General features: G+C 32.7%; 18 protein-coding genes and 1 pseudogene. 1 reads left to right on the top strand and 18 read right to left on the bottom strand.

From position 1 onward, the window contains the following. Positions 1–62 precede the first annotated feature (62 nt). From ACTYA4_RS01875 to ACTYA4_RS01805, 15 genes are all read right to left on the bottom strand, one after another. Entirely contained in the window at positions 63–1,481 is a 1,419-nt protein-coding gene (locus ACTYA4_RS01875) for an oligosaccharide flippase family protein (protein WP_443482602.1), read from the bottom strand. 55 nt (positions 1,482–1,536) lie between these two features. Then, positions 1,537–2,616 (bottom strand): polysaccharide pyruvyl transferase family protein, encoded by a 1,080-nt coding sequence (locus tag ACTYA4_RS01870; RefSeq protein ID WP_443482601.1) that lies wholly within the window; start codon positions 2,614–2,616, stop codon positions 1,537–1,539. Positions 2,617–2,658: 42 nt separating this feature from the next. Beyond that, the gene (locus tag ACTYA4_RS01865; RefSeq protein ID WP_443482600.1) at positions 2,659–3,753 is read right to left on the bottom strand and encodes a glycosyltransferase family 4 protein; all 1,095 of its coding nucleotides are present in this window, start codon (positions 3,751–3,753) and stop codon (positions 2,659–2,661) included. 96 nt (positions 3,754–3,849) lie between these two features. Then, on the bottom strand, positions 3,850–4,797 hold the full coding sequence (locus ACTYA4_RS01860; protein ID WP_445505419.1) for a glycosyltransferase family 2 protein: 948 nt from the start codon (positions 4,795–4,797) through the stop codon (positions 3,850–3,852). A gap of 44 nt (positions 4,798–4,841) precedes the next feature. Further along, the gene (locus tag ACTYA4_RS01855) at positions 4,842–6,107 is read right to left on the bottom strand and encodes a lipopolysaccharide biosynthesis protein (protein ID WP_443482598.1); all 1,266 of its coding nucleotides are present in this window, start codon (positions 6,105–6,107) and stop codon (positions 4,842–4,844) included. A 55-nt stretch (positions 6,108–6,162) separates the two neighbouring features. Further along, complete coding sequence (locus ACTYA4_RS01850; RefSeq protein ID WP_445505418.1) at positions 6,163–7,497, bottom strand: O-antigen ligase family protein; 1,335 nt, start codon at positions 7,495–7,497, stop codon at positions 6,163–6,165. A gap of 66 nt (positions 7,498–7,563) precedes the next feature. Next, entirely contained in the window at positions 7,564–8,952 is a 1,389-nt protein-coding gene (locus ACTYA4_RS01845) for a sugar phosphate nucleotidyltransferase (RefSeq protein ID WP_443482596.1), read from the bottom strand. Positions 8,953–9,021: 69 nt separating this feature from the next. Beyond that, positions 9,022–10,302 carry a glycosyltransferase family 4 protein gene (locus tag ACTYA4_RS01840; protein WP_443482595.1) on the bottom strand — a complete coding sequence of 427 codons (1,281 nt, stop codon included), beginning with the start codon at positions 10,300–10,302 and terminating at the stop codon, positions 9,022–9,024. 4 nt (positions 10,303–10,306) lie between these two features. Continuing rightward, positions 10,307–11,413 (bottom strand): glycosyltransferase, encoded by a 1,107-nt coding sequence (locus ACTYA4_RS01835; RefSeq protein ID WP_443482594.1) that lies wholly within the window; start codon positions 11,411–11,413, stop codon positions 10,307–10,309. 107 nt (positions 11,414–11,520) lie between these two features. Then, positions 11,521–12,498 carry a GDP-mannose 4,6-dehydratase gene (gmd, locus tag ACTYA4_RS01830; protein ID WP_443482593.1) on the bottom strand — a complete coding sequence of 326 codons (978 nt, stop codon included), beginning with the start codon at positions 12,496–12,498 and terminating at the stop codon, positions 11,521–11,523. Between the two features lie 18 nt (positions 12,499–12,516). Next, on the bottom strand, positions 12,517–13,458 hold the full coding sequence (gene fcl, locus ACTYA4_RS01825) for a GDP-L-fucose synthase (protein WP_443482663.1): 942 nt from the start codon (positions 13,456–13,458) through the stop codon (positions 12,517–12,519). Positions 13,459–13,479: 21 nt separating this feature from the next. After that, positions 13,480–14,148 (bottom strand): sugar transferase, encoded by a 669-nt coding sequence (locus tag ACTYA4_RS01820; protein ID WP_443482592.1) that lies wholly within the window; start codon positions 14,146–14,148, stop codon positions 13,480–13,482. Positions 14,149–14,156: 8 nt separating this feature from the next. After that, a complete protein-coding gene (gene galU, locus ACTYA4_RS01815) occupies positions 14,157–15,053 on the bottom strand; it encodes a UTP--glucose-1-phosphate uridylyltransferase GalU (RefSeq protein WP_443482591.1) in 897 nt (298 codons plus the stop codon). Between the two features lie 274 nt (positions 15,054–15,327). Then, complete coding sequence (locus ACTYA4_RS01810; RefSeq protein ID WP_443482590.1) at positions 15,328–16,041, bottom strand: CpsD/CapB family tyrosine-protein kinase; 714 nt, start codon at positions 16,039–16,041, stop codon at positions 15,328–15,330. After that, positions 16,022–16,810 (bottom strand): YveK family protein, encoded by a 789-nt coding sequence (locus tag ACTYA4_RS01805; RefSeq protein WP_443482589.1) that lies wholly within the window; start codon positions 16,808–16,810, stop codon positions 16,022–16,024. Before ACTYA4_RS01805 ends, ACTYA4_RS01810 begins: the two co-directional genes overlap by 20 nt. A gap of 479 nt (positions 16,811–17,289) precedes the next feature. Between ACTYA4_RS01805 and ACTYA4_RS01800 the strand changes: the two genes are divergently transcribed. Beyond that, the gene (locus ACTYA4_RS01800; RefSeq protein WP_445505417.1) at positions 17,290–18,369 is read left to right on the top strand and encodes a glycoside hydrolase family 55 protein; all 1,080 of its coding nucleotides are present in this window, start codon (positions 17,290–17,292) and stop codon (positions 18,367–18,369) included. Between the two features lie 71 nt (positions 18,370–18,440). On the opposite strand, the gene ACTYA4_RS01795 is transcribed toward ACTYA4_RS01800, so the two are convergent. The 3 genes and pseudogenes from ACTYA4_RS01795 to ACTYA4_RS01785 form a co-directional block, all read right to left on the bottom strand. After that, complete coding sequence (locus tag ACTYA4_RS01795) at positions 18,441–19,268, bottom strand: ABC transporter permease subunit (RefSeq protein ID WP_443482587.1); 828 nt, start codon at positions 19,266–19,268, stop codon at positions 18,441–18,443. Further along, entirely contained in the window at positions 19,261–20,160 is a 900-nt protein-coding gene (locus tag ACTYA4_RS01790) for an ABC transporter ATP-binding protein (protein WP_443482586.1), read from the bottom strand. The genes ACTYA4_RS01795 and ACTYA4_RS01790 overlap by 8 nt, the downstream gene beginning before the upstream one ends. A 127-nt stretch (positions 20,161–20,287) precedes the next feature. Continuing rightward, a pseudogene (locus tag ACTYA4_RS01785) lies at positions 20,288–20,635 on the bottom strand (LCP family glycopolymer transferase); the annotation flags it as partial. Between the last annotated feature and the right edge of the window lie 27 nt (positions 20,636–20,662).

Below are 20,662 nucleotides of genomic sequence, written 5' to 3'. Positions count from 1 at the left end.
CTTTTTTATGATATCTTTCCTTAGCTTCCACTTAAAGAAAAATAATATGTCTATTTATGCCACTATGATACTCTTTGTCTTTTTATCCATTTTCTCGAAGTTTTTCCCAACACTCCAACAATCAAATTTTTATTCAATAGTAAAAAGGAAATCAGTGATGCGATCATTAAAATATAATCCAGTACTAAATAGTCTAGATAATAACCGATTATTTCCAATAATATAAGACTCACTAATATAAGAAATGGAATTTTCTTAATAGTTATTTGAAAGAATGTTTTCGTTTGCTTCATTCTTATAATCCACATTATAATAAATGCTAACATAGTTGAAATTGCTGCACCTTGAATACCAATAAAAGGGATTAATATGATATTTAAGAGAATATTCGCGATGGAGCCAAAAACAGAACTATAAAATGCACCCTTTGTTTTCTTTGTACTTAAAAAGCCAGTGCCGTAAAAAGAAGAGAATGCAAAAAAAACTGCACCGATATATAATGCAGGGACATATTTCCATGCAGCATAGAATTCTGCATTCACAAGCAGCTGCATCATTGGCTTTGTAAAAGCAATTAGAACGAGTACAAAAGAAAACTGAAACACTACTAGATTATTAAACATTTTCGTATAGAATTCATTTCGATCTTTTGCCTCATATTCAGTAATGGAACTCTCCTGCCAGGATAGATAAAACACACTATTAATCGCTAAAAGTATAGCTGGAAATTTATTTGCAATCGCATATAAACCATTCGCCTCAACCCCTGCAAAGTGTGTTAATAAATACCGATCTGATACATTCATGATCCACCAGCTAATAGTGTTAGGTATTAGTGGTAGTGAATAAGCGATTAGAAGACTCCCTACTTTCTTATCTCCCTTAGAAAAACGGATATATCTAATAACCTTCAACTTCACTTCAAGATATACGATACATATGAAATAAGAAAGAATCATCGAAAGCAGCAACCCGGAGACCTTTAGATTTAATAAAATAATAAAATAGAGAGAAAACAATACAACCAATACTGTATTAATAATTCCAGCTATCGAAAAAACAGCATTCTGCTTAAATCCTCTTGCAATTTGTAAATAAGCAGTATAAATAATAAATACGTTTATAAATAGCAATATTAAGCTACTATTTTTAAATGGAAGGAGAATATCCACCAATAAATAAAGGACATTAAATATTACTAAGTTTCTTACAATAATATAAATAGTGGCGCTAATATTTTTCTTTTTTTCTTCTAATTCCTCTACCTCTAACAAATTCCTGTATAATCCATCATATATTTGAAAACTTATGATTGGCAACAATAAACTTGCTGTACTGACAATCAGGTCATAATATCCATATTCAGAAGAATTAAGATATGCAGTATATAATGGAAGGATAAGAAATCCCAAAAATTTGGAAGAAAAATTTCCAATAGCAAATATGATGGTATTTTTTAAAAGAGTTGCTTCTCGGCTCATACTATCTCCTTCTTCACTATGTTTTATCTAATAATAGAGAAGCATCTCTATAATTCTATAACCTTAATTCTTCGTATTCACTTCTCAGATTAACATTGGTTTTCTTCAAATAGTGGTCTATTTCAACAAAGTGATTGACTGCCTCTTCTTTAAGTTTCAGATTCATTGAATTGTTTGTCCCTTTTATTTGCTTTATGACATTTTCAATCTGAAGCTGACCTATTTCATGAATAAATGTATACTCCCCTCCAAAGTTTTGATCCTTCAATATATTGGAAGTTTTATTACTGTAAACTATAGGATAATAGTTTATTCCTAATATTTGGGCTAATATAAGGGAGTGAAAACGTAGAGTTATGATAAAATTTAATTTATTTAAATTCTCCAAATATGTGTTAATATCTCCATCATAGATACCATGCGTTATTTTGTTTTGATAAGATTCATCTAATAATTTTTTAATTTTATTAAATGTATCTTTGTCATTTTGTTCTTCACAAAAAGATAAATATTCTACTTCATATCTTTTGGCTATTAACTCTTTCGTTAGTTCAACTGTTTTTCTAATGAATTGCTCATTGGTTTCCTTATCAGAAAAGCTCATGATGCATATACCTATTTTATTGCCTCGTTTTACAACCTCCATGCTGCTTGTATCTAAACCATAAACAATATCTGCACCATATCTTGCCTGCTTTATTTTTTTAAATAAATGAAAGCTTTCTTTATCCCTAAAGCAGATATCTGTTACGAAATACTTAATAAAAAGATGATTAAAGAAATACATTAATTTACTATTCGATGGTCCATAATTACAGCCAATTATAAATAATGGCTTTTTTCTAAGCTTCATAGGCAATGCATACGCCAATCGGATAAGCAGCTGTTTCATCCACCATTTTCCGTTTTGCATAAAGATGGAGCCACCTATATTAATAACAGCGTCAAAATCTTTATATTTATGGATCTTTTTATTGAATTTTTTGATATTATAATTTTCAAATGCTTTTAATTTATCTTCTGAACTACAAATGATAAACCATTCTATAGATGAAGGATAGCGATCAAATAATATTTTCAGAAACAAATCATCCCCTAAATTTTTTTCTACATAGGCATCTATTAAAATCTTCAAAATGATCTTTCTCCTTTCACTTATTTCCTTATGTTGCTATCCTTACATCTCATTAAAAATAGATTCCATCTTATTAATATGTTTTTTTAATGTATATTCCTTTTTATAAAGCCTTCTGCTTTCTATAGAATAATCTTTCCGAATCTCAGGGTCTTTTACTAAACTTCTTATCGCTTTTTTCAGTGAATCTACTGTTGGATCTTCAAGGAGGATACCATTTTCGTTAATCATATCCTCAATACACCCGACTTTTGTGGATATAATCGGCAATGCCGCAGCCATTCCTTCAATAATGGATAGAGGTTGTCCTTCTGTCTTATATTTTGTTGGAAGCACCATCAAATCTGAATCTAATAATAATTGCTGCTTTTCTTTCCCAAAAACTGTACCTAAATAAGTAATTTCCTCCTTACAGTTCTGTTTATTTATTAATTCGATTAATTCATCATAACTATCCTTATTATGAATGGCTCCAGCTAAAACTAATCGAATGGGAAGACCTTCTTTAATTAATTCTACACAAGATTTGGCCAATAAAAGAAATCCTTTACTTTCGATTAAATTACTTAAATATACAATTTGTACAAAGTCCTTTTTACTCTTTAATTCTATTGCCTTTTCAATTTGTTCATTTAACAAAAATTCTTCCGAAACTCCATTTTGTACAACTCTTAAATCCTGTACAAGACCTTGATAATTATGTGATAGACTTTGCCCAAGCACAATCCCAATATTAATTCTCTTAAATACATATTTCACAATTCTCTTCCAAAATTTCGACAGATTCTCAATCGTTATTCCTAAGCTGTTCCCATGCAAATGGGTAATAATTTTGACTTTTTTTATATTCAACAAATATATAATGACTAAATCCCTTAATAGGCCTAATTTTGTTTGAGAAATAGAAATGTATCCAATATCCGTATTAATAAATAGTATTCTTAGTATTATAGCTATGTCTTGCATCACTTTTCCTATGGCAAATCCACCTGGATTTTTTATCATCTTCCTATTAGTATTTATCGGTTTAATGATGAATTCCTGATTTAATTTCTCCGATTCTATAATTGACTGAATAGCTAAGCTTTCCCCGTGTATAGGGGGTGGAAGTGGGCCAATTACTGCAATCTTTTTCATTAAGATACCCCTTTTAAAATTTTTATCATTCTCTTTCATCTTAAATAGAATCTGATTAACCCTATTCGCCACTAGTACTCTAAACAAAGAAAATGTTTAAAATATTTTAAGTTTAGAATTGAGAACTTGTAAATGATCCATTGTATTTCTAGGTAAAAAAGTCAGAAGAAAAAAGATAACCAGCTGCTTATTTATCATTTTATCTATTAGTAATTTTCTTCCTATTAAACGCCATGCATTTTTCCTTTGTCCTTCATATATGTAGTCGTACACTAAGCTAGTATCTAATAAATCGATAATTTCCTTTCTCTTTTTTCCTGAGATATTCGATTCTTCTAGATTTTTATTCACCACTTTGCTTGCAAAGTGGTGCATCTTTAGACTTCTTCCGCCACTTAAATTATTTATGCCGGTAAATTGCTTTATTAATAAAGGATCTTTACTATATGAACATTTGAATTTTTTTGCAATCTTTAGCCAATAATCATAATCTTCGGCTAAAGTTAACTCTTCATCAAAATAACCGACAGAATGAAAGACTTCCCTCGTCATTAGAACGGATGATGTTGCAATAAAATTCCCTTTTAATAAAGGTATATAAACATCCCCTTCATAAAAATGTTTTAATACAAATCGCTCTACCTTTTTATTCGTATACACTACACGATTAATATACTGGCCATAAACCATCCCTAAAGATGAATCTTCCATAAACATTTTTACTTGTTTCTCCAATTTTCCTTCTAGCCATATATCGTCTGAATCCAAAAAGGCAATAAAATCACCAGTTGCTAAACGTAAGCCGGCATTTCGAGCAGCCGATACCCCTTCGTTTTCTTGATATTGATATACGATTTGAACTTTATTGTTCGGATTATTCTCTATAAACTGTGAAATGATTTTGCATGAATTATCATAAGACCCATCATCTATAAGAATGATTTCTATTTCAAATAGGTCCCTTTTTTGTTGTACCACACTTTCTATTGCAGCAATGATTGTTTCTTGGCTATTATATATTGGAATAATCACACTAATCTTCATTCTTTTCTCCTTTCCTTTTATATGCACCATCCTCTTCCCTTCTTCTACAAAGAGGCAACTCCTGACAATTCCATACTTCTCTTCGTTCGCCAATAACAAGATATCAAATAGATTGATAATATAAATGTTGCTAAGACAACACCCATGACTGATCCAATTACATGAAAGTATTTTGACATTAGCAATCCAAAACAAACCGTAATCGCAGCATTCACCAAATTCCCAATAAAAACTGGCTTTGTATTCTCCATTGCTACAAGTCCTACTAATGCTGGTTTATTTATTCCTTGCAGCAATTGATAAAATCCAAAAAATATTGTTAAGTACGAAAAGCTGGCATACTTTTCACCAAAGATAATGCCATATAGGAAGTAACTAGTAATTGTTGCTATAAAAGTAATCCCTATTAAGGGTAAACTTGCTTTTATATAGATGCTCTTCACAAGGGAATCTATTCCTTTTACGCCTTTATTAAAGTATTCTTTTGAAGCAATCGGTGTATACATATTTTCAAAGAATACTAGAAGGATTGTTATTAAACCAAGCAGGTTCATCGCTGTACGAAATGCCCCCAATTGTAAGTCGGAAATAAAATAAGATAGAAAAATCATATATCCCTGGGTAGAGATCCAATAAAATACCGTACCAATGATGGGCCACTTCGATATTTTCCAATGAGTACTTAACACATTTCTTTGAAACGATTGTCGGCTTAATATATCTTGAGATTTATTATTTTTATTTTTTTTCTTTCCATTTAATAAAATACTTGAGATGCAAGCAAGAGAATAACAGATACAAAGAATGATAAAACTATTAATAAGAGATACTTTATTAAACAAAAAGTAACTATTAAAACAAAAGCCTATAACCAAAATAATACTTCCGATAAATATATTTTTTGTTTTTTGTTGTGTATAGCATATTTTTCTTATGATTTCATACAATCCCCAAACAGTAGAGAATAGCATGCTAAAAAAATAAGTTTCCCAATTAATATTTCTTACTAAAAGATCAAACAGCAATAAGAAAACACTGTTAGTAATGAAAGCTATCATTAGATAATTTTTTATTAGCAATTGAATATATTTTCTTGCTTGTTTTTTATATTTGTTTTCTAAGTATATTTGGATAGGCATTGCACAAAAATTAGTAGCTATCAAGAATGCTAATGTAACGGTTGAAAGAATAATGACAAATAAGGCAAAATCACTGCTGTTCATTTGCCTGCTATATAATACGATAATTAAAAAATTCAAAAGGGATACCATCCCTTGTTCTAAGACACCAAATAGATGTTTTTTCATCATTAACCCTACCCAAACATTTATTTTTTTCCTGCAGTTTCAATGAATCGTTATACTTTTAGTCCCTATCTAAGGATATCTGTTCTTTATCTCCATAATGGAGCAATATTCCTTTTGAACTCAAAGTTTGCTTCTTTCTCATCCAGTTCCTGCTATTAAGACATAGAATTAAATACATTGGGATAAATGCAAAGGAATCAAATTGGATTAAGGTCCATATTAACAAGATGGAAATAAATAGTTTATAACGATTATTCCTCATTGAAATCAATATAATCATCATTATCAGGATAACTAACATTCCCATCATTCCCATTTCTGACAGCAATCTTGTATACATATTGTATTGTGCAATTACTTCGCTATGATTAAGTGCATCAACCAGTTCTGGATATTTTTTATAGTTAGGATTAACATTAGCCAGATTTCCTTTATAGTACTGTACATAATTTCCAATCCCAACACCAATTAATTGATGATCAAGAAATGCGTTATATCCAATGTCAGAATATGTATTTCTGATTTGGAAGGATGGATCAGAAGCTATTTGTTCTGGGTTCTCCATTACTTTCATAAACCTCTGAACATGGTAGCTGTCTTTTGAGCTCCCAGTAAAATTTAGTACTAAGAATAAGATCCCTATTAAGGCAGGAGCAATGAAAAATATTTTAAAAATATTTTTTACTTGAAGAAAAATAATGAAATAAACGAGTAAAGCAAAAGTTAAATCCATATAATATCGAACGGATAATGTTAAAATGGAAAGAATAAAAAAGAGCATTACGACAATTTTTATATATCTATTTACAGATCTAAACTTTTTCAGTATAAACAGGGCAGGAATCATAATCAAATTGGTATGAATGGACGTAAAGGAAGGTTCAGAAAATGTAAAGTGCACTCTTCCAGTATTAATATAATCCGTTCTTTGTACAAATATAGAAGTGATGTTTTCTATAAAGCCTAAAGGAGCTATATAAATATATACAACTTGCAACAAACCGATGAAAACAGGAATGGTATAACCGTATAACAACATTTCAAGAGCCTTTATACGCACTTCCAAATCATTTTTCATCATAAAATGTTTAATTGCTAAGTAAATAATGATTCCAGCTAGAAAAGAAGATACAGCGTCAATTAAACCGACCGAACTGTAACCATTAAATTTAATTATTGTGGCGCTAATAACAAAGCTTAGCATAATAAGAAAGAAAATAAACAATTCGATTCTTTTCCAATTTAAGCGGATCATTTCAGGTAATTTTATACCAAAATACAAAACTAAAAACAGTAGACTGACTGGTTTATATGCCGTTCCAAACATTAATGGGAAATTATCTAGTGATATAAAAAAGAAGGCTAAATATATTAAATAATTAGGTTTCATCATCATTAATGTCCTTTTTATCATTTTTTGTTTCTGATAGTAGCAAGGGAACTTCCTCCCTTGCTACTATCAGATAATAACTTTCGCTTTGGATTTATGGAAGTGATTGATTACATCTTCCCACTCGTAATAAATTCGCTTAAAGTCTGAATCGCTTATCCCAACCCCTGTTTGCACTTCAACAAACTCCAGCTCTGATATTGCTTTTATCCCATGTTTCTTCTCTTTAGGCAAATGAATGATATCCCCTGTTTTTACTCTCGTAATATGATCATCAAGTGCCAATTCTCCTTCCCCACGAACAATTGTCCATACTTCATCTCGCAATTGATGATAGTGATAGGTAGAATTTTTGCCAGCATGTATACAGATGCGTTTCGTAACCATTTCTTGGCCGCCTTCATATTTCGCATAATCAAGCACTCTTGACCATCCCCATAATCGTTCTTCATACATTGGCGGACCAGCAAAGTCACTTATTAATTCCTTTATTTTTGGACTAGCCTCTTTATCAGCAACTAAAATACCGTCTGGACTTGCAGCAACGACAATATCCTTCACTCCTATTACCGTTACTGGAATATCTAATTCGTTCACAAGATGCGTGTTAATCGAATCTTTCGTTAATATTCCCTTTCCTATATGCGCAGTTGTCATTTCTTCTGTTAAAGTATTCCATGTACCCAGATCTTTCCAATATCCATCATAAGGAAGAGCGACAATATTTGCTGCTTTTTCAACCACTTCATAATCAAAGCTAATTTTGGGCAGCAGCGCATATTGCTGGAGAAGCTTTTCATACTGTAATGGCAGCCCTTTTGAAACCATGATATCTATTAAAAATTTTAGTTTAAAAGCAAACACGCCACAGTTCCAAAGTGCATGATTATCTATTAAAGTTTGCGCTTTTTCTTCGCTTGGCTTTTCTGTAAAATGATTAACTGTATAATACCCCTGTTTCTCCTCTAATTCATGAGGTACGATATAGCCATATTTAGAGGATGGATAGGTCGGTTGAACACCTATTAATGCTAACTCCGCTTCCGATTCATGCAACACTTCTTCTAATTGCTTCACCTTATGAAAAAACATATCATCAACATAAGGATCAACTGGCAAAACAACCATTACTTCCTCTTCCGACACATTTGCTTCCGATAATAAATACGCAGCTGCAAGTACTATCGCAGGGAAAGTGTCTCTTCGCTCCGGTTCTATTATTACTGGAACTTCTTGACCTACCTGACTATAAATCATGTCCCGCTGTAATTTAGAAGTCGCTATTACGGAAGACTCTGCTAAGCCAGTAGCTTCTAACTGCCCCCATACGCGCTGTACCATCGATTGCTTTTCTCCCTCTTCACTTTCCAATACTTTCAGAAATTGCTTTGAGCGAGTGTCATTAGATAAAGGCCAAAGTCTTTTTCCAGATCCTCCTGATAATAAAACCAGCTTCATTTGCTTTCCTCCTAAAAAAAACAGACCTGATGAATATCTAATGAGGTCTGTTTTATCCTATTTATAAGCTTATAATTTTGCATTTGAGTGAAAATTTTCTACACTGATAGTCGTTTCATCAGATACTTGTTTTAGTAGATTTCTATATTTCTCAATAGAAAGTTCTCTTTTTAAATGCTGCTCCAAATAAACCCTTCCATTTATGCCTAGGTTTTTTCTTTCAGCTGAATCTAATTCATACATTTTCTTTATAGCCTCTGTTATCCCTTGATAATCTTGCGGCTCTACCACTATCCCGGAGTTGCTTTCATCAATTATTCTTTGTGCTTCACTACCTTGTTCTAGTACACCTATTATCGGTTTTCCAGCAGCTAAAACACCATAAATCTTACTTGGAACAGACACACCTTTTATTCCTTTTTGATTTACGACAAAATGAACATCAGCAGCATTTAGCGAGTACTTTATAAACTCTTTGGGCTGAAAAGGGATAAATGCTGTATTTTCCAACCTATTTTCTTTAATAAATTGCTGCATCTGTTTTTTCACTGCACCTTCTCCAATAAAAACAAAGACAAGATCCTTGTATTCCTTAAACTCCTTGGTTATTTTTATGATGTTTTCTAAATCATAATAAAGACCAATGTTACCTGAATACATCACGATAAATTTATTCTCGAGATTATATTGCTGGAGAAAATTCTTTACCTGATCATTGGATTTTTCTAACGGGATAATTTCCTTTTCATCCGTCCAATTATTAATAATCGTATGTTCTGGAATAGATTTATTAGAGAATCTATTTTTTAATGTTTCACTCATATCATTTCCGACGACGACAATGTGATCGGAAAACTTACAATTTAGCTTATCGATTGTTTTAGCGGCCTTAAAAATTAGCTCATTTTTCGTAAAACTTACCGCTGCAGCTTGTTCTGGGTTAAAATCTTGAATATTATACACATGCTTCGTTCTTTTAATAAATTTTCCAATCGTTCCAATTAATCCTCCTAACACTGGCGGTGTGGAAATCGTATAAATAATATCCACATTTTTTTCTCTAATTAGAGCTAAATTTGCATAAAAAAAGTAGGTAAAAATGTATTTTATCCTACTGATTTTTGACATCTTATTTACTTTTGGCAAACGAATCCAATTAATTTCTATATTTTCTAAATAACCTTTTTCCAATCTTTTCTTTTTCCCAATTTCACCTGCATTTTTCGGTTGGGCTGCTATTACCGATATTTGAAAATCTTGTTGCAGCTCTTTACAAAGTTCTGTCATTAATTGCGCAGTTGAATCGAAATCTGGGTAAAAATAGTTTATGACAAATGTTATTTTTTTCATCTTATCACCATGTATTTTGAATTATTTTTATATAGTCATAGTAGCTTGCAGAATCATTTATATGGATGGGGAATGTTGTATCTTCTCTATTTTCTTTTTTGGCATCGTATTCGAAAACAAATTGTTCGATTGTTTGCATAATGGACCCTATACTATAAGGATCAAAGTAATAAGCATTGTTCTTACATATTTCTCTGGCATACTCTCTATCTGCTACTATACGATTTAAACCACTTTCTTCTGCTTCTAATAATGGCAGTCCCAACGTTTCTACGATGGACGGGAAAATAAGAGCATCCATTTTTTTATATAGGGTATACATGGATTCAAATGGTATTTTTCCTAAATAATTTATATCCGTATCATCTTGGCCATCGAGTGTTAAATAGAGAACAACTTGATTGTGTTCATTCTTTTCATTGTATCTTTTCACTGCGGAAATAAGACGGTTATTATTTTTATATTTTTCCAAGTTAGTAGGATAGAGTAGTTTTATTTTATTCTTATTAGCGACGTTTGTTATTTTCGCTTCTATGGATGGGGTTAGTGGATTACAATATTCTCGAAAATTTCCACTAGATGGTCTATGGATGGTAATATGATTTTTAAATCCCAATTTTCTAATCGAATCTTTCATCCACTTTGTTTGGACAATAATTTCATTTGTATGTTCAATTTGTCTAGCGATGACATTTCTCAGTAAAATTTTATATTTTATAAAATTCTTTTTCTCCAAATCTGCCAAGCTAATCTTTACAAACGGCAGCGGGGTATGAATAAGGACAAATTGCTTCCAAGGCCCCTTCTTAATGGCGGTATTTTGCAATGATAAATACGCTCGGTAATTCTTCTCTTTCATTAATGCTGGGAGAAAGCGATATTCATATGATAATTTAGCTAAAAAACTGACCTTTGGTTTCACATCATAAATCACTTCAATGTGTTTCGAATTATATTTTAATAATTCCTTATTAGATACTAATGTAGTTATAAAAATATTTTCTGATTCTAGTTGCTTTTCATGTTCAACTAAGTCTTTCAGAAAGCTTTTTGTAAGGGATAATGGACCTCTAGCATCATTTGCTGTCGCATTTACTAATATTTTTTTCATATTTTTATATTATTTCCCCTTCAATCATTTGATTAGTAGTATCTTTTTAAGGTGAATTAGGAAATAATAAAGAAGCTTGGCGTTGCTTTATGCCAAGCTTCTGTTTTTTATATTTCCACTAATTTATTTCTAGAGTATTTCTCTATGTCTGAATCTACCATCATATGAACAAGTTCGGTAAAGCTTACATCTAATTCCCAGCCTAACTTTTTCTTTGCTTTGGAGCAATCGCCCAATAACAAATCTACTTCTGCTGGACGGACAAATTTTTCATCAATGACTACATAATCTCTCCAATCTAGTCCCACATAAGAAAATGCTGTTTCTACTAGCTCTTCAACCGTATGCATTTCCCCTGTTGAAATAACGAAGTCATCTGGTTGATCCTGCTGCAGCATTAGCCACATTGCTTTTACATAATCTCCTGCAAATCCCCAGTCTCGTTTAGCATCTAGATTTCCCATACGCAATTCTGTTGCCAAGCCCAACTTGATTCTGGCAACTGCATCTGTCACTTTGCGTGTCACAAACTCAATGCCGCGACGCGGAGATTCATGATTAAATAAAATTCCCGAGCATGCAAACATATTAAAGCTTTCACGGTAATTGACTGTAATCCAATGTCCATATACCTTTGCAACTCCATATGGACTTCTTGGATAAAATGGAGTTGTTTCTTTTTGCGGAGTTTCTTGTACTTTTCCAAACATTTCAGAGCTGGACGCTTGATAAAAACGGGCATCTGGTTTGGCAATGCGAACAGCTTCCAGCATATTAGTTACACCAATTGCAGTCATATTTCCTGTTGCAACTGGCTGTGACCAGGATGTTGCGACAAAAGATTGTGCAGCTAAATTATACACTTCATCCGGCTGCGCTATGCGAACAGCTTCTATTAACGAAACGATGTCATTTAAATCTCCATCCATCCATTCTAATTGATCCTTAACATGTTCGGCATTTTCATAATTCGGCGTACTTGTTCTTCTGCGCAATGCATAAACTTTATATCCTTTTTCTAATAGAAACTCTGCTAAATAAGATCCATCTTGACCTGTTACCCCAGTTATCAATGCTCTCTTCATTTTATTCCTCCTGCATTTTTAGTTTATTTTTGTAAGTTCTTTATGTAAAAACCAGTTATATGCCTTTTGTATTCCATCTTCCAACGGTACTTTTGCTTTCCATCCAATAGCATTTATTTTGGTGACATCAACCAATTTCCTTGGCGTTCCATCTGGCTTAGAAGAATCAAACTTAATTTCTCCTTTAAAGCCAACTACTTGGCTGATTAATTCTGCAAGATCTTTAATAGGAAGATCTTCTCCTACACCGACATTGATTATTTCATCTTCCTCATAATGATTCATTAAAAAAATACAAGCATCTGCCAAATCATCAGAATAAAGGAATTCACGTTTTGGAGTTCCTGTTCCCCAAACTTCCACAAATTCTGCATTTAATTGTTTCGCTTCATGAAATTTTCTTATTAGAGCTGGCAATACATGTGACGTTTTTAAATCAAAATTATCATTTTCTCCATACATATTTGTTGGCATGGCTGAAATAAATCTTGTCCCATATTGTTTATTATAAGACTCGCACATTTTGATTCCAGCAATCTTTGCTATTGCATACGGTTCATTCGTTTCTTCCAATGGACCTGTTAACAAATACTCTTCTTTTAAAGGCTGTGGCGCTAATTTCGGGTAGATGCACGTACTTCCAAGAAAAAGGAGCTTTTCTACACCATATCGATAGGAAGCATCAATGACATTTGTTTGAATCATGATATTCTCTCGGATAAAATCAGCTCGATATTCATTGTTTGCGACAATCCCACCAACTTTTGCAGCTGCTAGAAAAACATACTCAATTTTTTCTTTTAAAAAGAAATCATTTACTTGAACCGCATCTCTTAAATCTAGTTCCTTACTAGTTTTGTACACTAGATTTGTGTACCCCTCTTTTTGTAATTTTCTAAAAATTGCTGATCCCACCAATCCTTTATGACCAGCAACATAGATTTTTGCATCCTTTTTCATCATTGCTTACATGCCTCCTTCCTAAAATGCATTTTTTGATCCAAACAGGACAATCACTGTTTTAACAATTATTTTTACGTCAAATACAATATTTCGTTTTTGCATGTATTCTAAATCCAATTCCACCATTTCATGAAAACCTACGCTATTTCTTCCACTAACTTGCCATAACCCTGTACACCCCGGTGTTACAAGCAGCCGCTGTTTATCATATTCCGTATATTCCTGCACTTCTCTAGGTAAAGGCGGACGCGGACCTACTATACTCATATCCCCTTTTAGCACATTCCATAATTGAGGGAGTTCATCAATGCTTGTCTTTCTAATAAATTTCCCTATCTTTGTGATCCGTGGATCATCTTTCATTTTAAACATTGCGCCACTTATTTCATTTTTATCTAATAGACCTTTTAAAAGTTCTTCTGCGTTATGAACCATGGAACGGAATTTATACATATTAAATTCCTTGCCGTTTTTTCCAATCCTAGTTTGTTTAAAGAAAATTCTTCCTTTTGGGTCCTCCACTTTGATTAGAACGGAGACGATAATAAAAATAATGCCTAATAGCATGATGCCAATAAGAGCACAGCATATATCTAGTATTCTTTTTTGGTACAAATATCCTCTTTTTTCATTGACATGAGTTTTTAGATTTATATACAATATTTCCTCTTTACTTAAATTGGACATGTAAGCACCTACCTATTATTCGCATGTTCAACTAGATTTAAGGACAATAATTCCTGCAAATAAAGAAGCATTTCTTCTTTTAAATCTTTATTCTGCAACGCAAACTCTACAGTCGTTTTAACAAAACCAAGCTTCTCGCCAACATCATACCGTTTGCCTTGAAAATCATATGCAAACACTCTTTGTATTTTGTTTAATTGTTGAATGGCATCTGTTAGTTGTATTTCTCCACCTGCACCTTTTTGTTGTTTTTCCAAAAACCTAAAAATCTCCGGAGTTAATATATATCGGCCCATAATCGCTAAATTGGATGGAGCGGTTCCAAGCTTTGGTTTTTCTACATAATTAGATACTTGATAAAGTCTTCCTTCAGCAGATGCTGGATCTACAATGCCGTATCGATCCGTTTCATTTTCTTCTACTTTTTGCACCCCAATAACAGAGGAGAGTGTTTCTTCATATTGTGTAATTAACTGTTTTAAACACGGTGTTTCACTTTGAACAATATCATCCCCTAAAAGGACGGCAAACGGTTCATCACCTATGAAGCTTTTTGCACACCAAACTGCATGCCCTAATCCTTTCGGCTCTTTCTGGCGAATATAATGAATATCCGCTAAACTAGTTGCATATTGAACTTTCTCAAGCAAATCATATTTCTCTTTTTCCATTAAATTATGTTCTAGTTCATGGGCGGAATCAAAATGGTCTTCAATTGCTCTTTTCCCTTTACCTGTAACAATAATAATATCTTCAATTCCAGAGGCAATTGCTTCTTCCACAATGTATTGAATGGTAGGTTTATCTACAATCGGCAACATTTCTTTAGGCATTGCTTTTGTTGCAGGCAAAAACCTTGTCCCTAAACCAGCAGCTGGAATAATTGCCTTTTTCACACTCTTCAATCTACATCCCCCTTAATGCTGAACTTATTAATATCAATATTCGGGCATTGAACCCGTCCTCACACCATCCCATTGACGACTAGTGTCTAAGGATTTTTTATCCCACAGCATGGCCGAGTGCCTCAAATGATAAAGGGTTAGATGACATTCCCATTCCTATGCACTTTTATCTTGAGTAAAATTTCAGTACATCTTATCTATGCGTTATTAACAACAAATACATTCTTAATTAAGAACGATAATTTAAAAAAATTCTCATTTTTCAGCGGTTTTATTAAATATAATAATTTCTATGTTTATTAGTACTCTTCGTATCTTTGCTGTTGTTTAAAATAACCCCAAATAACTTTGTAGTAGACACTGATAAAAGTTCCTTTGCGTGCGTTAAATGTTCCACTTCACTTTTACCGCTTCTTGCTACTAAAATCGTTCCATCACATTGATTGGACAATATTTGTGCATCTGCAACTGCTAGTATAGGAGGTGTATCTATTAAGATTAAATCAAACTGTTCTAAAGCATCTTTTAATAGATTTTTTAATTCAGATGATCCTAATAATTCAGAAGGGTTTTGCGGAATTGGTCCACTTGGCAAGATAAATAAATTATTATATTCGTTATCCTTCTTTATTGCATTTGCTAAAGTGCACTGATTAAGTAGAACGCTTGACAAACCAACATTATTATTTATATCAAAACAATAATGAATATTTGGTTTTCTTAAATCACCATCAATCAGCAGAACCTTTTTCCCTTTTTGTACAAATACAGCAGCTAAATTAGAAACTGTTGTAGTTTTTCCTTCATTAGGTTCTGCGGATGTTATCATGAGGATTCTAGCATCCTCCTTCATCCAATATTCTAAGCTCGTCCTAATTTTCCGATAATGTTCAGAGACCATCGATTTTGGTTCATACTTTGCGATTAATTTATTTTGGAAATTTTGCAACTTCTTTTTACTTATTTTTTTAAGAACCAAGAGTCTCACCTCTATATTCTGTTTTCATTTTATTTTCTTTTATGATTCTTTTTCTCGATTTTATTGGAGGCACTACACCAAGTATAGGAATTTGCAACGCTGTTTCTAGATCCTTCTTCGTTTTAACGGTACTATCAAAATAATCGAGTATCAGCGACAACCCTATGCCTATGATTAACCCTACTATTAAAGCTATCATGATATTTTGAATAGGCTGTGATCCGATAGGTATTTGGTTTGAAAAATATTTCGCTTCTGCTATTATTTCCACATTGTCTATGTCCATAATATCTTTATTTTCTTTTTTAAATACTTTTGCTACCTGGTTGGCAATAATTGCTGCATTTTCTGCATTAGTATCTGTCACAGTTATTACCATTACTTGAGATCCTTCTTCATTCTCAATTTCTAGCATTCCTTTTAATTCATCTGCTGATTTTTTTAAGTTCAGTTCACTTATCACTTTGTCCAATATTTTTGGACTCTCAATAATAACTTTGTAAGTTTTGATTAATTGAAGATTGGTTATTAGCTGATCAGAAGTATATTGATTATCTTCTTCATTTACCTTTTCTTTTGCAGATTTCTTTTTATTCGCAGGTTTCTTCTCGTTAGAAGTATTGATTAGAAGTTGAGTAGAAGCTTTATATGTCGGTGTGACAAAATATTTTGATACAAAACCAGTTATTGTTGCCATAATCAACATCAAACTGATAATTAATAACGCCCTTTTTTTTAATGTGTAAAAAAATTCTTTTATCGTAATTGTTTCGTCCATACTATCCCCCTATTTCAATTACTTGATAAATAGTTTTAAATATCACTACCATTTCGTTCTCAATAACGTACATTTATATTAGCATCTTTTCCTTTCATTTGGAAATAGTTTTTTCTTATTTTTTTTATTTTTTTGTGTTCGTTAAGTTATTCATGGCTAAAGTTTTGATTATCCTTCTATTCTAGTGCAACTTCTCTTTTTTATATAGTAGATTTTCTATTTTTTATTAATTTATAAATGGTATCGCTTTCAAAAAATATTCTAAATAATGAACACTTTTTTTGTTCTCAACTTTTTAATTGATTCTTTATAAAGAACATATTATACTATTAAAAAAGATTATTTCCTTTAAAAACCATTTCTATTGTCTTGTTCTAGTGAATCCCATTGATTGAATAAACACAATAAATCAATCAATCTAAGCAATAAAAAATAAGAGAGTAGTTAAGGAGGTTATTTTCATTAGAACTAAAGCTACTGTGATTGTCCTTTTATTTATTGTTGTTGTTGCACTCGGTTTTTGGGTATGGAGTATGCAAAATAAACAACATAGTATATCAACTAATAATTTAGCGCAAGAAGTTAATTTTAATGGAGCAGTATTTAAAGTAGAAGATTTCGGAGCAAAAGGTGATGGAACGACGGATGATAGTGAGGCTATTAATGACACTATTCATGCTGCTAGTAAAGCAGGGGGTGGCACCATCTTTTTTAAGAAAGGCACCTATTTAGTAACATCCACTATTTTCGTTCCTAAGAATATTTCTATTATAGGTGATGGTAAAACAACGACCACCTTAAAAAGAACCGATGATGCAGTTGAAAGCATCCTAAAGCTTGAAGGGGATCAAACCATACAAAGTATTGGTTTGAAAAGTAAGCTTGGTACATTATTAGCTGGTGACAATATCACCATTCTAGATTGTAAGTTTACTAACTCTATTCAAGGTATCCAAAACTCTTTTACGGTTCATAATTTATCCGTTATCAATAGCTTATTTGATGGTTCAGGGTACGGGATATTATCTAATCAAAATCCTAGTTACAATGTAAAAATTATTAATTGCCTCTTTAAAAACAATACATCTGATGATATAGAAATTAATGCTGAAAGCGAAAACTGGCTAATTGAAAACTGTATTTTCAAAGACAACAAGAGTAAATCCGAAAATGCCGGATTTGCAATTGGTGTAGCTATTAAAGCGAAGAACATTACGATAAAAAATTGCTCTTTCAATAATATAGCTGGCCAAAGTGTACATGTTGAAGCTTCTGCTGAAGTAACGATTATGAATTCAACCTTTAAAAACAGCGGTGTCCACGATTACCCTGGTGATCCGGAAGCAGATATAGCCGTATTATCTAATGCAAAAGTAACCGTGTTAAACTCCATCTTTTATGAATCGGATATGAAATACAGTAAATTAGCTATCTATAATACAGATTTACCCGTTGGAGGAACAGTTACTGTTACATCCTCAAAGTTTTATAATAAAAAGGTAAGCGATCAAGTAAAAGTGATTGATAGTGAATTTATAGGAGATAAGAATAATAAATGATCGTTCAATAGCTACATCGTAAAAAACCATTGGAAAATAACTTTTCTAATGGTTTTTTAATGCTTTGATATCTAATGTATCTGCTTCTCAAACAACACATGCCGATCATTATTTTTGGCAATTTTCTTTATCAGTAGTAGATTGATAATAAGTAGTGCTATAGAAAGAAGGAGCATCATCTTCGTTCCGATGAGAAACAATCCGGAAACCTGCCCAATGACCATAGCTATAACTGGAAGGACGATGATTCCACCAATATTTTGTGCTTCTTGATATGTTTGTACGCGTGCGGAAATAAGAATATTAAGCAAGATTGTAAGCAGCAAAATCATCGGTGAAAGACAGGTGATTAGGATGACCCAATTGCCTGTTGGAAAAATAATCTGATGAAATAAAGGGTAGCTTAAGATATTAATGCTAATGCCTGTCATAATAAAGCTGACAATAGAAATAAAATAAGATGGCAGAAAGGATGCTAGGATTTTGGCGACAAATAACTCCTTTATCGTAATCGGTGCAAACAATAAACTTTCCAACGTACGACGTTCTTTTTCCCCGACAAAGCTGTTTGCTGCTGTGACAGAGGCAGTTACAATCGGCACAAGCAAAAAGAAGGAAGCGAATAAATAATTCACAAAAATATAAATCATTTGTTGTTTAAATGTATCGAGTGCGAGCGAGACATTAGGCACTTCAGCAAGGAATTTCGTCAATAGCTTTTTAACATCTGGTCCCAGCGTACTTTCAACAGCAAAAAAACGGATGCTTGCTATGATGGCAGTCGGTATGACAAAACCTAAAACGATAGGAATAATGATAAGAACCATTAGCAAGCTTTTGCTTCTAATAATCGTTCGGATATCTTTTGTGATTAGCGCTTTGATCACGTTATTATTCATGCAAGCCACTCCTTACTTGAAAGTAAATCGACTCTAGATCTGTATTCATCACTTCTACTGCTTCCACCCAATAGCTTTTCAACAGCTCCTGCAAAAGAGAAGTAATTTGTTTTTTTGATTGCAACGTAAAGATTACTGTATTTTTTCCTTGCTGTTCACATCGATAGCCAGCAAAAGAACCATTTTCTACTATTAAATTTGTAGCAACTTTCACCTTCATCTCTTTCACATATTTGTCCGCAAGTTCTTCTAGTGTTCCTTTTTCTATAATGGCTCCTTTTTCTAAAAAAGCAAAAGAACTGCAAATCGATTCTAATTGATGAAGCACATGGGAACAAATAAAGATGGTCGTTCCCATTTGTTCCTGATATTTCTTTAAATAGGAAAGCACCATTTTAATCCCCTCAGGGTCAAGCCCATTTGTCGGTTCATCTAAAAATAATAGATCCGGCTGATGTAAAAGCGCTTTCGCCAACGCCAACCTTTTCTTCATGCCTGTACTGTATGTTCCTACTCGTTGGTGCTGATGCTGATTTAATTCAAATAATTTAAGGAGTACTTCTATCCGACTCTTGTCTTGAACGCCATAAATCGCTGCAAAAAATGCCAAGTTCTCATAACCGCTCATTTCATGATAAAGACCGGCACTTTCTGTTACGATGCCAACCCGTTTTCTTACGCTATCACTGTTGACCGCAAGATTTAATCCATCGATATAAATCTCACCGCTATCTGGTTTTATCACGCCATTAATTAAACGAATCAGCGTCGTTTTCCCCGCTCCATTCGGTCCCAGCAAACCAAGAATTTCCCCTTTTCCCACTGACAAATCGATATCCTTTAATATTGCTTGATCATCAAAAGATTTTGATACTTTTTTTACTGTAATCAATTGCGTCTCTCCCCTTTCGTTTACTCGTCTGTTAGACAATTTCTATCCAGTATTTGCTATAAACAAACGGAAAAAGGGAGACAAAGACATGCAGTCATCCCCCTATTTCCGTTTTATCATTTCCATCTTAATTCATCAAGCTATCCGCAATTATTTTTTGGACGTTCTCCTTTTCTTCTTCGGACACTACTAAAAGGGCTTTTCCATCTATTCTTGCATCTTCTGCTTTTATTTCATACTGCTGAATACTATTGCGTGTATTTCGATAATTTTTTTCGATGCTTCCCATTTCTTTTAATGAAATATTCGTTTTCACATTTTTACCTAAAGTACCTAGTATATCGTCAAATTTCGTCACAGAGGATAGGCTCATTCCTTTATCAATAATGGCAGTGATTACTTTTCTTTGTCGTTCATTTCTTCCAAAATCACCATGTGGATCTAATTTTCTCATACGGGTATACCCAAGGGCTTGAGGACCATTAAGCTAAATGGCTGGAAA

The sequence above is a fragment of the Niallia yueguangensis genome (assembly GCF_052663115.1).
Note: the sequence above shows the minus strand (reverse complement) of the source record. Positions and strands in the feature narration are given on the sequence as shown.

Bases quoted from the DNA above. Each gene is read 5' to 3' on its own strand.
- ACTYA4_RS01875 (WP_443482602.1), bottom strand. From the start codon at position 1,481: ATGAGCCGAGAAGCAACTCTTTTAAAAAATACCATCATATTTGCTATT.
- ACTYA4_RS01865 (WP_443482600.1), bottom strand. From the start codon at position 3,753: ATGAAAAAGATTGCAGTAATTGGCCCACTTCCACCCCCTATACACGGG.
- ACTYA4_RS01860 (WP_445505419.1), bottom strand. From the start codon at position 4,797: ATGAAGATTAGTGTGATTATTCCAATATATAATAGCCAAGAAACAATC.
- ACTYA4_RS01855 (WP_443482598.1), bottom strand. From the start codon at position 6,107: ATGATGAAAAAACATCTATTTGGTGTCTTAGAACAAGGGATGGTATCC.
- ACTYA4_RS01850 (WP_445505418.1), bottom strand. From the start codon at position 7,497: ATGATGAAACCTAATTATTTAATATATTTAGCCTTCTTTTTTATATCA.
- ACTYA4_RS01845 (WP_443482596.1), bottom strand. From the start codon at position 8,952: ATGAAGCTGGTTTTATTATCAGGAGGATCTGGAAAAAGACTTTGGCCT.
- ACTYA4_RS01840 (WP_443482595.1), bottom strand. From the start codon at position 10,302: ATGAAAAAAATAACATTTGTCATAAACTATTTTTACCCAGATTTCGAT.
- ACTYA4_RS01835 (WP_443482594.1), bottom strand. From the start codon at position 11,413: ATGAAAAAAATATTAGTAAATGCGACAGCAAATGATGCTAGAGGTCCA.
- gmd (WP_443482593.1), bottom strand. From the start codon at position 12,498: ATGAAGAGAGCATTGATAACTGGGGTAACAGGTCAAGATGGATCTTAT.
- fcl (WP_443482663.1), bottom strand. From the start codon at position 13,458: ATGAAAAAGGATGCAAAAATCTATGTTGCTGGTCATAAAGGATTGGTG.
- ACTYA4_RS01820 (WP_443482592.1), bottom strand. From the start codon at position 14,148: ATGTCCAATTTAAGTAAAGAGGAAATATTGTATATAAATCTAAAAACT.
- ACTYA4_RS01805 (WP_443482589.1), bottom strand. From the start codon at position 16,810: ATGGACGAAACAATTACGATAAAAGAATTTTTTTACACATTAAAAAAA.
- ACTYA4_RS01795 (WP_443482587.1), bottom strand. From the start codon at position 19,268: ATGAATAATAACGTGATCAAAGCGCTAATCACAAAAGATATCCGAACG.